We start from the raw sequence: 13,368 nt of genomic DNA, 5'->3' as shown, positions 1-13,368 counted from the left end.
GTTAGGGGAGCGTCACCGAAAACGGGGGGATTTGCGCATTTCGCCGAGTGCCGGGAGCCGACCCGATCCGCCGGTGCTTCACCTCGGCAAGCGGATGGTGTAGGCGCGCCCCTGGTCTGGGAACTGCGGAGCCGCACGGCCCCGTATGTCGCGAAAATCCCGGCCTTGCCGCCCGGGAGTACGACGGATGACCGCCCGCATCGACGCCGCCTTCGCCCGCTGCCGCGCGGAGAAGCGGGCCGCCCTCGTCACCTACGTGATGGCGGGCGATCCCGATCCCGAGACCTCGCTGAAGGTGCTGGAGGCGCTTCCGGCTTCCGGCGCCGACATCGTCGAGTTCGGCCTGCCCTTCACCGACCCGATGGCGGATGGACCGGCGATCCAGGCCGCGGGCCTCCGGGCGCTCAAGGCGGGCCAGGATCTCAAGGGCACCCTGGCGCTGGTGCGCCGCTTCCGCGAGCGCGACGCCGACACCCCCGTGGTGCTGATGGGCTACTACAACCCGATCCACACCTACGGCGTCGACCGCTTCCTGCCGGATGCCCGCGAGGCCGGCATCGACGGCCTCATCGTCGTCGACCTGCCGCCGGAGGAGGACGACGAACTGTGCCTGCCGGCGCGCGAGCACGGCCTCGCCTTCATCCGGCTCGCCACCCCGACCACCGACGACCGCCGCCTGCCGGCGGTGCTCGCGAACACGGCGGGCTTCGTCTACTACGTGTCGATCACCGGCGTGACCGGAACGGCGACGCCGGATTTCGGCAAGGTCTCCGAGGCGGTGTCGCGGATTTCGGCGCAGACCGATCTCCCGGTCGTGGTCGGCTTCGGCGTCCGGACCGGCGAACACGCCGCGGCGGTGGCGCGGGGCGCCGACGGCGTCGTGGTCGGCTCGGCGCTCGTCGATGCCCTCGCCCGGACCCTCGACACCGAGGGGCGCGGCAGCGAGGGCACGGTGGAGGCGGTCGCCGGGCTGGTGCGCGAGCTCGCCGCGGGCGTGCGCGGCGTGTCGAAGGGCTGACCGGGACCGAGAGGGGCCGACGGTCGGATCCGTCTTCCCGACGCCCCGGCCGCCCTGCCCATGGCGGAGCGGCGGCGGCGGTCCGATATCAGCGTGTCACGGCGTGAGGAGCGGAGCGACATGGTCGAGGCGATGAACTGGATCTCGGAGGTCGTGCGCCCCAAGATCAAGACCCTGTTCAAGCGCGAGACGCCCGAGAACCTCTGGATCAAGTGCCCCGATACCGGGCAGATGGTCTTCCACAAGGAGGTCGAGCAGAACCACTGGGTCATTCCCGGCTCGGAGCACCATCTCAAGATGGGGGCCCAGGCGCGCCTCAAGATGATGTTCGACGAGGGCACCTGGATCGACGTGCCGCTGCCCGAGGTCGCCGCCGACCCGCTCAAGTTCCGCGACGAGAAGCGCTACGTCGACCGTCTCAAGGAGGCGCGGACCAAGACCGGCATGACCGACGCCTTCAAGGTCGGTTTCGGCCGCGTCGGCGGCCTGCCGATGACGCTCGCGGTGCAGGAATTCAGCTTCATGGCCGGCTCCCTCGGCATGGCCGGCGGCGAGGCCTTCATCCGCGGCGCCGAGACCGCCCTGGAGAAGCGCACCCCCTACGTGCTGTTCGCGGCTTCCGGCGGCGCCCGGATGCAGGAGGGCATCCTCTCCCTGATGCAGATGCCGCGCACCACCGTGGCGGTCCGCCGCCTCAACGCGGCCAAGCTGCCCTATATCGTCGTCCTGACGAACCCGACCACCGGCGGCGTGACCGCCTCCTACGCCATGCTCGGCGATGTGCATCTGGCCGAGCCCGGCGCGCTGATCTGCTTTGCCGGGCCCCGTGTCATCGAGCAGACCATTCGCGAGAAGCTGCCCGACGGCTTCCAGCGGGCGGAATATCTGCGCGAGCACGGCATGGTCGATCAGGTGGTGCACCGGCACCAGCTCAAGGACACGATCGGCCGCCTCTGCGGACTTCTCATGGATGTGCGCCGGGAAGCCCCAGAAGCCCTGCCCGACGCGGCCTGAGCCGCCCCTCGGAGCCGGACCCGACCGCCCCGGATCGGATCACGGCTCCGGACCCCTGTTCTGACGCGCTTGCCTCCGGCGAACCGGTATCCACCCCGTCGGACAAACGCCCCCGCCGAAGGTTCGAGCGTGAGATGGAATCGTCCGACGCGCTGATGGCGCGCTTCCTCGCCCTGCATCCGCGCACGATCGATCTGTCGCTCGGGCGGATCGAGCGGTTGCTGGCCGCGCTGAATCATCCCGAGCGGCGCCTGCCGCCGGTGATCCACGTCGCCGGCACCAACGGCAAGGGCTCGACCATCGCCTTCATGCGGGCGATCCTCGAAGCGGGCGGCCTGGCCGCCCATGTCTACACCTCGCCCCATCTGGTGCGCTTCCACGAGCGCATCCGCCTCGGCGGCATCGGCGGCGGACAGTTCGTCGGCGAGGACCGTCTCGCCGACGCCTTCGCCCGCTGCGAGGCGGCCAACAAGTCGCAGCCGATCACCGTCTTCGAGATCACCACCGCCGCGGCGCTGCTTCTCTACGCGGAATGCCCGGCGGACGTGCTGCTGCTCGAGGTCGGTTTGGGGGGGCGGGTCGACGCCACCAACGTCATCGATCGGCCCGCCTGCAGCGTGGTCACGCCGATCGGACGTGATCACGCCGAGTATCTCGGCGACACCGTCGAGGCGGTAGCGACCGAGAAGGCCGGCATCTTCAAGCGCGGCTGCCCGGCGGTGATCGCCGCCCAGGACTACGCCCAGGCCGATGCCGTGCTGTGCCGCGCCGCCGAGCGGGTCGGGGCGAGCCCGGTGCGCGTCGGAAACCAGGACTTCTCCGTCCACGAGGAGAGCGGCCGGCTCGTCTATCAGGACGAGACCGAATTGTTCGACCTGCCCCGCCCGAAGCTCACCGGCCGTCACCAGCTCACCAATGCCGGCACCGCCATCGCGGCCCTGCGGGCGGCGGGCTTCGGCGATCTCGGCACGGCGGCCTTCGAGACGGGCCTGCGCAGCGTCGACTGGCCCGGCCGGCTCCAGCGCCTCCAGCGCGGGGCGCTGGCCGAACGGATGCCGCGGGATGCCGAGCTGTGGCTCGACGGCGGCCACAACGCCGATGGCGGGCGCATCCTCGCCGCCGCCATGGCCGATCTCGGCGAGCGCAGCGACGCGCCGCTCGTGCTGATCGTCGGCCTGCTCGGCACCAAGGACGCGGAGGGCTTCCTGAAGAACTTCGTCGGGCTGGCCCGCTCCCTCGTCGCGGTGCCGATCTCCGGCCAGATGGCGGCCCGGCCCGCCGAGGAGGTGGCCGAGATCGCCCGCTCCGTCGGCCTGCAGGCGGGCACCGCCCATAGCGTCGAGGCGGCGATCGCCGCCCTCGCCGACACCGTGTTCCAGCGCCCGCCCCGAGTTCTGATCTGCGGCTCGCTCTACCTCGCCGGCGCCGTCCTCGAGGCGAACGGGACGATTCCCACCTGAGGTTCAGGGGAGGCCGACCCGTCCGAGACGGTTTCGACCCCCGCGATTGCCCGAAACGCCATCAGCGGGTGTGGCTTGGCGGCTACATCCTGGGGGGCGGAAATGGTCTAGCTTCATGGCGATCGGGCACTCTGCTGGGGATCAAAAAATGAAAAAGCTTCTGACATCGCTCGCCGCCTTCACGGCGCTCACCACCGTCGCTTCCGCTGCCGACCTTCCGCGTCGCGCCGCTCCGCCGGTCTTCACCCCGGTTCCGGTGTTCACCTGGACGGGCTTCTACGCCGGTTTCAACGCCGGTTACGGCTTCAGCGTGCAGGATTCGCTGGGCGTGACGCAGGTCAACACTATCGACCAGCGCGTCATCAACGGCCCGCCCGGCACCGTCGGCGCCTTCCTGTTCGGCAATGGCGGCCGCCAGGATGGCTTCGTCGGCGGTGGTCAGATCGGCTACAACTACCAGTTCACCCCGGGCAACGGCATCGTCGTCGGTATCGAGGCTGACGCTCAGTACGCCGACCTCGGTGGCCGCAACGGCCGCGACGGCACCTGCGGCACCGCCGGCATCGGTTGCGTCTTCACCCCCGGTGGCGTGCTCCAGCCGGGCGTGACGCTGATCAACCCGACCGGTCTCCAGGGCCTCGACTTCTTCGGCACCGTCCGCGGCCGCATCGGTTACGCCTTCGACCGCGTCCTGTTCTACGGCACCGGCGGCTTCGCCTACGGCAGCTTCGGTGGCGGCCGCGCCGTTGACACCGACGACTTCAAGACCGGCTACGCCGTCGGCGGCGGTGTCGAGTACGCCCTCCCGACCGACTCGTTCCTGAACTTCTTCCGCTCCTCGGCGGTGACGCTCAAGATCGAAGGTCTGTACGTGAACTTTGATGGCAACCAGAGCCGCGGCGGCTTCGCCAACGCCAACGGCACCATCGTCACCGCCAGCCCGATCAGCAGCACCTCGGTGCTCGTCACCAACTTCGCCCGCCGCGACAACGACTTCGCCGTCGTCCGCGCCGGCCTGAACTACAAGTTCGGCAGCTACTAAGCCGAACCCATAAGGGTTTCGAAACCGAGGGAGCCCGGCCGCAAGGCCGGGCTCTTTTCTTTTTGTCCGTTGCCCGCCCACCGACGGTGCCCATCGCTCGCGAAGGTCGGTTCGGGCACGAAAAAGCCCGGCCGATGGGCCGGGCTTCGTCGTCAGTCGGTCGAGCCGATCCGATGGCCGCGGATCAGGCGCTCGCCTGGATCCAGCGGGAGAGATCGCCCTTCGGGGCGGCGCCGACCTTCTGGCTGGCGAGCTTGCCGTCCTTGAAGATCAACAGGGTCGGGATCGAGCGGATGCCGTAGGTCGAGGCGATCTGCGGATTCTCGTCGACGTTGACCTTGGCGATCTTCACCTTGCCCTGCAGGTCGACGGAGATCTCTTCGAGGGCCGGGCCGATCTGACGGCAGGGGCCGCACCACTCCGCCCAGAAATCCACCACGACCGGCTCGGCGGACTTCAGCACGTCCTGCTCGAAGCTCGCGTCGGTTACTTTCACCGTCGCCATCTCAACGTCCTTTCGACACGTAATCCTTCGGGGGCACCGGGGAGCGGGGTCGGCGCCTCCAGGCTGACCGGAGAATTGGCCACGCCCCCCGCGGCGGTCAAGGCGCCTTGCCCCGTCCGAGAAGTCCGCACGGGTCTGAGGCGCGGGTTGAGCATAGGTGTTCAACAGCACTTCACAGGCGGGGAGGGCGGACTGGAAGACAGACGGCGTCAGGCGTAAGGGGCCGCCGCGCCGGCCGCGGATCGGGCCGCCGCGCGGCTCGGATCCCCGCGATGCTGGGCCGCTCGCCCTCGCCATGGCGGCTCCGCGCCCCATTTGGCGGGCAGATGCCGGGACAGGCGGACAAGGAACCTACCACGTGACGCGCACCCTCCCCCTGCTGCTCGCCACCGTCGCGGCCCTCAGCCTCGACGCGTCGGCCTTCGTTCGGTCTTCTGCGGCGCAAGAGGCGACCCAGGAGGCGCGCCCCTCCCGCGTCGAGGGCGAAGCGTTCCAGGCGCCGGCCGCCCCGAGCGCGGGCACGACCACCGCGGAGCAGGGTCCGCCCAACACCGAGTACAAGCCGCTCCTGCCCAACCAGACCCGGGCGCCCGAGCCGACCCAGAAGGCGCAGATCGAGAGCGCGGTCTTCGCCAAGGGACTCGACAGTCCGTGGGCGATGGAATTCCTGCCCGATGGCCGCGTGATCGTGACCGAGAAGGCGGGCAAGATCCGCATCGTCGCCAAGGACGGCACGCCCGGCCAGCCGGTGGCGGGCGTCCCCAAGGTCGATGCCAGGGGCCAGGGCGGCCTGCTCGACATCGCCCTGAGCCCGAGCTTCAGCGCCGATCGCACGGTGTATGTCAGCTACGCCGAACCGCGCGACAAGGGCAACGGCACCACGGTGGCGAAGGCCAAGCTGATCGAGAGCGACGGCAAGGCCCGCCTCGACGATGTGAAGGTGATCTTCCGCCAGATGCCGACCTATGACGGCGACAAGCATTTCGGCTCGCGCTTGGTCTTCGCGGGGGACGGCAAGCTGTTCGTGACGGTGGGTGAGCGCTCCGACAAGCAGACACGGGTGCAGGCGCAGGACCTGTCGAGCGGGCTCGGCAAGGTGTTCCGCATCGATACCGACGGCAACGCGCCGAAGGACAATCCCTTCGTCGGCGGCGACAAGGCCAAGCCCGAAATCTGGTCCTACGGCCACCGCAACGTCCAGGCCGCGGCCCTCGACGGACAGGGCCGGCTCTGGACCGTGGAGCATGGCCCCCGGGGCGGCGACGAACTCAACCGGCCTCGCCCCGGCCTCAATTACGGCTGGCCGGTGGTGACCTACGGCATCGAGTATTCCGGCGAGAAGATCGGCGACGGGCAGACCCAGGCGGGCGGCACGGTGCAGCCGGTCTATTACTGGGATCCGGTCATCGGCCCGTCCGGCATGGCCTTCTACGACAAGGACCTGTTTCCGGACTGGAAGGGCGAGTTCCTGATCGGTGGCCTCGTCAGCACCGGCCTCGTGGTGCTCAAGGTCGATGGCGACAAGGTCGTTACCGAGGAGCGCGTCCCCCTCGACCACCGCGTCCGCGACGTGAAGGTCGGTCCGGACGGCGCGGTCTACGCGCTCACCGAAGACGATGGCCAGATCGTGAAGATCACGCCGAAGAAGAGCAATTGAGGACGCTCCCGCGCCCCATCGCAAATCCCCTCATCTTGAGGCCGCTTCGCGGCGCCTCAGGATGAGGGTCTAGATGGGATGACGGTCAGTCCCCCATCGCCGCCCCGTCGAGCCGCCGCACCACCGGCCCCGAGGTCCAGACCAGCAGCGATGTGATCCGCTTGCCCGGCCAGACTGCGGCGGCGAGCCGGGCATAGAGGGCCACCTGCGCCGCCTCGCGCTCCGGAATTGGGGCGCCCTCCTCCGGCGGGCGGCCGGTCTTGAAGTCGCAGAGGGTCACCGTGTCCGCATCGACGACGAGGCGGTCGATGCGGCCGGTCACGTCGCGCTCGACGCCGTCGATCATGAGACGACCCGAGAGCGCCACCTCGGCCCGGGCCTCGCGGGAGAACAGAGGCGCCAGATCCGGCGTCTCGATCAGCCGCAGCACCGCGCGCACCAACTCCCCGCGCTTGCCCTCATCCAGTGTCGGCGCCCTCGCCCCGGCGAAGCGGGCAGCGGCCTCCGTTCGGCGGACCGGGTCGATCCGCGGCAGGTGCTCCAACAGGGCGTGGATCAGGGCACCGCGGCGGCGGGCCTCGGCATCGCCCTGGCGCCGACGCGGTTCGCGCCGCCCGTCCGCAGCGCCCAGCGCGCTCGACGGGCTCAAGGGCGGCGCGGCCTCGACTTCTGGGGCGGCCGGGGCGAACAGCCAATCCGGCGCCGCCTCCGGCTCCGGCAGGACTTCGGGCTCGGCGCTCGCCAGAGAGGGCGCCCCGCCCTCGCGCCAGATCGTGGCCGGGCCGTGCGCCGTCTCCAGGCTCTCGCCGGGCCCGAGGCCCCGCTCCAGTCCGAGGCGCACCATCTCGCACCAGGAGGCCGGCGTCTCGCGGGTCGCGCCGCGATAGGGGGCGATGACGAGATGATCCGCCGCCCGCGTCATGGCGACGTAGAGGAGGCGGTTGTGCTCCTCTCGCGCGCGGGCCTGGAGCGCCTGCCGGGCGTTGAACGTCGCCGCGCAATCCTGCGTGCGCCCCCCGGTCCAGACCGGCGGCAGCGGACCGTCCACCGGCATGTCCGGGGGCCTCTCGAGAGGCAGGAGCGGCGGGTCGTTGCGCCCGAGCGGCTCGCAGCCGTCGATGATCACGACGACCGGCGCCTCCAGCCCCTTGGCGCCGTGCACCGTCATCACCCGCACCTCGTCGCGCCCGGCTTCCAGGTCGCGCTTGACCGAGAGGCCGGTGCGCCCGCGGCCGGGGCGCGTCACGTAATCGGCGAGGAAGGCGTCGAGGCAGGGGGCGGCATCGGCGCCGGCCTCGGCATCCGCGGCCTGGGCGAGGAAGACGTCGATGGCGTCGCCCGCCTCGCCGCCCAGCCGCGCCACCAGGCGGCTGCGCCCGCCATGGGCCCCGAGCAGGGCCGCGTAGAAGCCGAACGGGCCGTTCGTCGCGGCGAGCCCGATCCAGAGGGCCAGCGCATCGCGACCGCGGATGGCGGCCGCGTCGCCCGCTTCGGCGTGGCGGGTCAGGGCATCCTCCAGCGTCTCTGCGAGGGGACGGCGGGACGCGATGCGGGTCAGGTCGTCGTCGGTGAGGCCGACCAGCGGGGTCTTGAGGGCGGTGGCCAGCGTCAGGTCGTCGGCGGGGAGGAGCCCGGCGCGGCCGACCGCCACGAGGTCGAGCACGGCGATATGGCCGGCGACCTCCAGACGGTCCTGACCGGCCACCGGCACGCCGAGCCCCTTCAACGCCCGGATCACCTCCTCGAAGGCCGCCGAGCGCTTGCGCACGAGGATCAGCACGTCGCCCGGCCGCCAGACCCGGCCGCAGGCATCGCCCGTGGTGGTCCAGGCCTTGACCGCGCGGGCGATGCGGCGGGCCACCGTGATGGCCGGCGCGTTCGCCTCCGGCGCATCGACCGGGGCGGCCCAGGCATCGGGCTCCTCCGCCTCCGCGGGCTCCTCGATGCACCAGAGTTCGACGGCGCCCGGTACGCCGCCGCGGGCGGAGGCGTGAACGGTGCCGATCGCCCGGTCCTCGAAGGACAGGCCGGCGAAGTGCTCGGGAATGCGGAACACCGCGTCGACCGCCGCGAGGACGTGGGAGGCGGTGCGGAACGAGAGGGTGAGACCGACATCGGCGAAGCCGATCGCCGCGTCCGCCGCCGCCTTGCCCCAGGCCCGCCGGGTCAATTCGAACTCGCGCGGATCGGCGCCCTGGAAGCTGTAGATCGACTGCTTGGGATCGCCCACCGCGAAGCGGGTCCGGCGCAGCCCCCTCGCCCCCTCGCCCGCCGCGAACTCGGCGGTGAGCGTCCGCAGGATCTCCCATTGCTGCGGATTGGTGTCCTGCGCCTCGTCGACCAGCACGTGATCGACGCCGCGGTCGAGCTTGTACAGTACCCATGAGGCGCCGACCCGCGAGAGCAGATCGAGGGTCTTGTGGATCAGATCGTCGAAATCCAGCGCCCCCTGCCGCGTCTTCTGCGCCTCGATCCGGCGGTGGATCTCGGCCGCGAGCCGGTAGAGCCCCTCCGTGCGGGCAAGGGCGCGGGCGGCGCGCAAGGCATCGAACAGCGGGATCAGCCGGGCCTGCTCGTCGAGGAGCGCCTGCTTCACCTCCGGCGGCACCGCCTTGGTGCCCAGGGACTTTTCGGCCCGCGGCTCGTCCTTGTCGGTGAAGAAGACCGACCGATAGGGATCGAGCGCCTTGCCGACTTCGAGAAGGGTCTGCGCCTCGGTCAGCGCGTCGGCGAGCCGCTCGTCGGTCGCCTTGCCGGTGCGCAGTTTGGCGGCGAGCGCCGACCAGTCGCCGAGGTCGCCGCCTTCCAGAATCTCGGCCTCGATGCTCTCGACGCTGGCGCCGTCCTTGAGCGACAGGGCCCGCGGCAGGCGGGCGAGCGCGGGGCCGAGGGCCCGGTGGTCGGAGAAGAGGGCCCGCGTGCGCATGGCGGCGCGGATCGCATCCCGCAGCGTGTCGCCGGAGGCCTCCGCACCGACGATCGCCAGCGCCCGCGACAGGCTCTCGTCGCCGCCGAGGAACGCGTCGGCCAGCACGTTGTCGGTCTCAATCTCGAACATGTCGCGCGCCTGGGTCTCGTCGAGCACGACGAAGCGGGCCGGCACGTTGGCCTCGAAGGGGAACATGTGCAGCAGCCGCTCGCAGAGGGCGTGCAGCGTCTCGATCTTCAGGCCGCCCGGCGTCTCGACGGCGCGGGCGAACAGGCGGCGGGCGAGCCGCAGCGTCGCCCGCGCGGGGCGCTCGCCGGTGAGCGCGGTGAGCTCGGTCGTCAGCGCGGCATCGTCCAGCGTCACCCAGCGGCCGAGGCGCTGGAACACCCGGATCGACATGTTGGCGGCGGCCGCCTTGGTGAAGGTGAGGCAGAGGATGCGCCCCGGCGGGGCCCCGTCCAGCAGCAGCCGCAACACCCGGTCGGTCAGCACCTTGGTCTTGCCCGCCCCCGCATTGGCCGAGACCCAGGCCGAGAGGCGCGGATCGGCCGCCTGAAGCTGGGCCGATTTCGTTCGTTCGTCGACGATGAAGCCGCTCACGCCCCCTCTCCCTCGCCCGCCAGCGACCATTCGAGGACACGGGCCAGATGATCGTAGTCGCTGTAGGCGCGCACGTATTGCGGGAAGGGCCGCGACACGTAGGCCGCCTCCCCGGTCAGGTAGCGGGCGATGAGGCCGCGCAGTCGGGTCACGTGCTCCGCGACGATCGCGTCCACCGCCCGTCCCTCCCCCGGCGGCGGCTTGATCGGGATCGGCCGGAACGGTTCGCGTCCGCCGGAGGCGTGCACGTAGAGGAGGTCCGGCACGGCCTCCGACTTCAGACCCTCGAAGGCGCCGTGCATTAGCATCGCGGCCTCGAGCGTCAGCTGCGGTGAGAAGCCGGCGAACACGGTGCGGTTGGAGGGCGGCGTGCCGGTCTTGAAATCGACGATGCAGAAGCCGCCATCCGTGCGACGCTCGATCCGGTCGGCCCGGCCGGTGAGGGTGAAGGTTTCGGAGCCGAGCGGGATCACCCACTTCCCCGACATCTCCGGGTGGATCCCGGCGAGATCCGGGCGGCGGGCGCGCTCCCATTCCAGGAACTCGATCGCCATGCGCTCGTAGCGGGGGAACCACTCGGCGTAGAGTTCCGGATACTGGTCCTCGAGACGGCCGAAGGCTTCGAGGGCGATGGTATAGAGCAGCTCGTCCGCCCGCGGCGGCAGCGGCCCGGCATGGGCGGTGGCGAAATCGCCGAGGATCGCGTGGATCAGCGTGCCGCGCTCGGCCGCACCCGGCACCACGGCGACCGGCTCCAGCGCCTCCAGGCCCAGCACGTGCTTGGCGAAGATCGAATAGGGGTCGCGCACCAGCGTCTCGATCTCGGTGACGCTGAGGCGACGCGGAAACAGGGCGGGATCGGGCCGGGGCGCCGGGCGCACGAGGCGGGGCGGCGCGGGCTCCCGGCCCCGGTCGAGGATCGCCGCGAGGCCGCGCAGGCGCCGTCCGCGGGCCAGCACCGCCTCCCAGGGCCCCTCCCCGCCGAAGGCGCGCAGGCGCTGGAGGAAGCGCGAAGGCACGGTCGGCGAACCCTCGCGCTTGGCCGCCCGGGTCAGCACGGCGTCGTGGGTGCCGAGGAGTTGCACGAAGTCGTGCGCCGCCTGCCCGATGCGGCGCTCGGGCGGCGACAGGCCGACCTGGCCCCGCATCGGCCGGTTGAGGAAGGCGTCGGTGGTCTGGCGCACCGGCCAGACCGCCTCGTCGAGACCGCCGAGCACGACCCGATCGACGGTGAGCAGCCGCGCCTCCAGCGGCCCGAGCAGGCGCAGCCGCGGATGCGCCGTGTCACGTGCGCAGGCCACGGTGCGATCGCGGGCCAGAGCGGTGAAGACGGCGGCGTAATCGCCGAAACGGCCGGGCAAGTCCTCGTCGGCGGCGGCTTCGAGATCGTCGAACAATTGATCTAGGGTGTCGAGGGACGGATCCTCGATCTCGGGCTCCGGCGACGTCTCGGATCCCGCGATCATCCGCTCGCAGGCCTCGCGATGAAGCGCGGCGAGCGCGACGAGATTGCCGACCGCCGGCTGGCGATCGTCGCGGAATTCGCCGAGGGCGATCTCCAGCCGGTCGAGGACGGCGGCGGCGAGTTCCCAGTCGATCGGCTTGAGCCGCTTCTTGGCGCGCGGCACCCGCCCGGTGGTGGTGCGCTGGAATTCGAGCGCGACGCGCATGCCCTCGAAACTGTTCTTCGGAACCGGAGCCGGGCCGCGCAGGCCCCCGATCTCGAGGGCGGCGCCCGCCCGCACCACCTCGCTGCGGGTGAGCCCGAGCCGCACGAAGGGATGGGCGAGCAGCGAGATCACCCGGGACGGCGACGGCTCGGCGGCCAGTTCCGCCACGAGCCGGGCGAAGCGTCCGCCCTGCGAGCGGGCGAGCCCGAGGCCGGCCGAATCCTCCGCGACGATGCCCCAGCGGGCGAGTTCGGCGGAGACCCGGAGGGCCAGCCCCCGGTCGGGGGTCACGAGCGCCGCGGTCGCTCCGGGCGTCTCCAGGGTTTCGCGCAGGGCGAGCGCGGCCACCAGGGCTTCCTCGCGCTCGTCCGCGGCCTCGACGACGGTGAGGCCGGCGAGGCCGTCGCGGGCCAGCGCCAGCCGCTCGTCGGGGGCGAGGGCGGCCCAGGCATCGGTGGTCTCGGCCGGGCGCAGGGCCTGCGACAGCAATCGTTCCCGCGCGGTCGCTTCGTCCGAGGGCGCGCCGAGCGGCGCGACCGCCTCGCGCCCGACCCCGAGCGCGGAGCGACCCATCAGCTGCCGCAGGATCGCCTGCGGATGACCGTGGGCCACCTCTTCGGGATTGCCGCCGCCGTCGATCGCCTCCCAGCCCTCCGGGTCGAGATGGAGATCGAGGCCGGGCAGCACCACGGCGCCGCGGGGCAGGCGCGCCACCGCGGCGATCAGCCGGGCGGTGGCCGGGACCGATCCGGTCGAGCCCGCCACCACCACCGGATCGCCGGGCCGCTCGCGGGAGAGCCGGTCGGCCTCGGCCAGCACGAGGCGGCGGGCGCGCACCGCCGGATCGGCCAACGCGCGGGCGGCGAGGATGCCCGGCCAATTCTCGGCGGCGATTCGCAGGAAATCGAGGGTGAGGCCGAAATAGCGGGAATGCTCGGCCTCCACCGCCGCGCCGATCTCGTTCCACGGCAGGCCCTCGACGGTCAGCGCATCCATCAGGCCTTCCAGATCGGCGGCGAGCGCCACCGCATCGGCGGGCGAGGACGGCACGAGGAAGGGTACCTCGTCGTCGATGGGCAGGAGTTCACGGTCGACGGTCTCGGCCCATTTCTGGACGAGGCGGGCGAGGATCAGCCGCCGCTCCAGCGGCGCGACCGCCGGATGCAAAAGCTCTTCCGGCGTTTCCAGCAGAGCGTTGGCCGAGAGGTCGAGTTCGGCCTCGTCGGCCTCGCCGAGCGGGATCATCCGCGGCAGCAGGGCCGCGCCGCCGAGACGTTCGGCCAGCACGGTCGAGAGCGCCCGCACCGCGCGCTGCGTCGGCAGGTAGAGCGTCACGGAGGCGAGCGCGAACGGGTCGTCGCCGAGCGGACCGACGAGACGGCCCGAGACGAGCGCATCGGCGAGCGTCGGCAGGAACGGCGCACCGGGGGGGATGGTGAGAACGCGGGGGGCAGACATGGATTTCGCTTTTGG

Annotated in this window: 8 protein-coding genes; 5 read left to right on the top strand and 3 right to left on the bottom strand. The window is 71.5% G+C overall.

The window, feature by feature from the left end; translation table 11 throughout:
- Nucleotides 1-187 precede the first annotated feature (187 nt).
- The 4 genes from trpA (at nt 188) to OWC43_RS13855 (ending at nt 4,534) form a co-directional block, all read left to right on the top strand.
- Nucleotides 188-1,018: a tryptophan synthase subunit alpha gene (gene trpA, locus OWC43_RS13870; protein WP_238308015.1), complete on the top strand. Its 831-nt coding sequence runs from the start codon at nt 188-190 to the stop codon at nt 1,016-1,018.
- A 120-nt stretch (nt 1,019-1,138) separates the two neighbouring features.
- Entirely contained in the window at nt 1,139-2,032 is an 894-nt protein-coding gene (gene accD, locus OWC43_RS13865) for an acetyl-CoA carboxylase, carboxyltransferase subunit beta (RefSeq protein ID WP_393958561.1), read from the top strand.
- A gap of 134 nt (nt 2,033-2,166) precedes the next feature.
- Nucleotides 2,167-3,492 (top strand): folylpolyglutamate synthase/dihydrofolate synthase family protein, encoded by a 1,326-nt coding sequence (locus tag OWC43_RS13860; protein WP_137828690.1) that lies wholly within the window; start codon nt 2,167-2,169, stop codon nt 3,490-3,492.
- 148 nt (nt 3,493-3,640) lie between these two features.
- Complete coding sequence (locus OWC43_RS13855) at nt 3,641-4,534, top strand: outer membrane protein (protein ID WP_393957070.1); 894 nt, start codon at nt 3,641-3,643, stop codon at nt 4,532-4,534.
- 184 nt (nt 4,535-4,718) lie between these two features.
- Here OWC43_RS13855 and trxA read toward each other — a convergent pair whose 3' ends face one another.
- Nucleotides 4,719-5,039: a thioredoxin gene (gene trxA / locus OWC43_RS13850; RefSeq protein ID WP_137828688.1), complete on the bottom strand. Its 321-nt coding sequence runs from the start codon at nt 5,037-5,039 to the stop codon at nt 4,719-4,721.
- Between the two features lie 358 nt (nt 5,040-5,397).
- On the opposite strand from trxA, the gene OWC43_RS13845 reads away from it, so the two are divergent.
- Nucleotides 5,398-6,696: a PQQ-dependent sugar dehydrogenase gene (locus tag OWC43_RS13845; RefSeq protein WP_393957069.1), complete on the top strand. Its 1,299-nt coding sequence runs from the start codon at nt 5,398-5,400 to the stop codon at nt 6,694-6,696.
- Nucleotides 6,697-6,781: 85 nt separating this feature from the next.
- Here OWC43_RS13845 and addA read toward each other — a convergent pair whose 3' ends face one another.
- Together addA and addB are read right to left on the bottom strand one after the other, a co-directional pair.
- Nucleotides 6,782-10,255, bottom strand: coding sequence for a double-strand break repair helicase AddA (addA, locus tag OWC43_RS13840; RefSeq protein WP_393957068.1), 3,474 nt, complete (start codon nt 10,253-10,255; stop codon nt 6,782-6,784).
- Nucleotides 10,222-13,353 (bottom strand): double-strand break repair protein AddB, encoded by a 3,132-nt coding sequence (gene addB, locus OWC43_RS13835; protein ID WP_393957067.1) that lies wholly within the window; start codon nt 13,351-13,353, stop codon nt 10,222-10,224. Before addB ends, addA begins: the two co-directional genes overlap by 34 nt.
- Nucleotides 13,354-13,368: the final 15 nt, after the last annotated feature.

It is taken from the genome of Methylorubrum sp. POS3 (assembly GCF_043352485.1).
In the GTDB taxonomy this organism is placed as follows: domain Bacteria; phylum Pseudomonadota; class Alphaproteobacteria; order Rhizobiales; family Beijerinckiaceae; genus Methylobacterium; species Methylobacterium suomiense.
The sequence above is the reverse complement of the archived record's forward strand: the minus strand, read 5'-3'. Positions and strand labels throughout refer to the sequence as shown.

Excerpts from the sequence above, each read along its gene's own strand:
- trpA (WP_238308015.1), top strand. The coding sequence starts at position 188 with ATGACCGCCCGCATCGACGCCGCCTTCGCCCGCTGCCGCGCGGAGAAG.
- accD (WP_393958561.1), top strand. The coding sequence starts at position 1,139 with ATGGTCGAGGCGATGAACTGGATCTCGGAGGTCGTGCGCCCCAAGATC.
- OWC43_RS13860 (WP_137828690.1), top strand. The coding sequence starts at position 2,167 with ATGGAATCGTCCGACGCGCTGATGGCGCGCTTCCTCGCCCTGCATCCG.
- OWC43_RS13855 (WP_393957070.1), top strand. The coding sequence starts at position 3,641 with ATGAAAAAGCTTCTGACATCGCTCGCCGCCTTCACGGCGCTCACCACC.
- trxA (WP_137828688.1), bottom strand. The coding sequence starts at position 5,039 with ATGGCGACGGTGAAAGTAACCGACGCGAGCTTCGAGCAGGACGTGCTG.
- addA (WP_393957068.1), bottom strand. The coding sequence starts at position 10,255 with ATGGTCGCTGGCGGGCGAGGGAGAGGGGGCGTGAGCGGCTTCATCGTC.
- addB (WP_393957067.1), bottom strand. The coding sequence starts at position 13,353 with ATGTCTGCCCCCCGCGTTCTCACCATCCCCCCCGGTGCGCCGTTCCTG.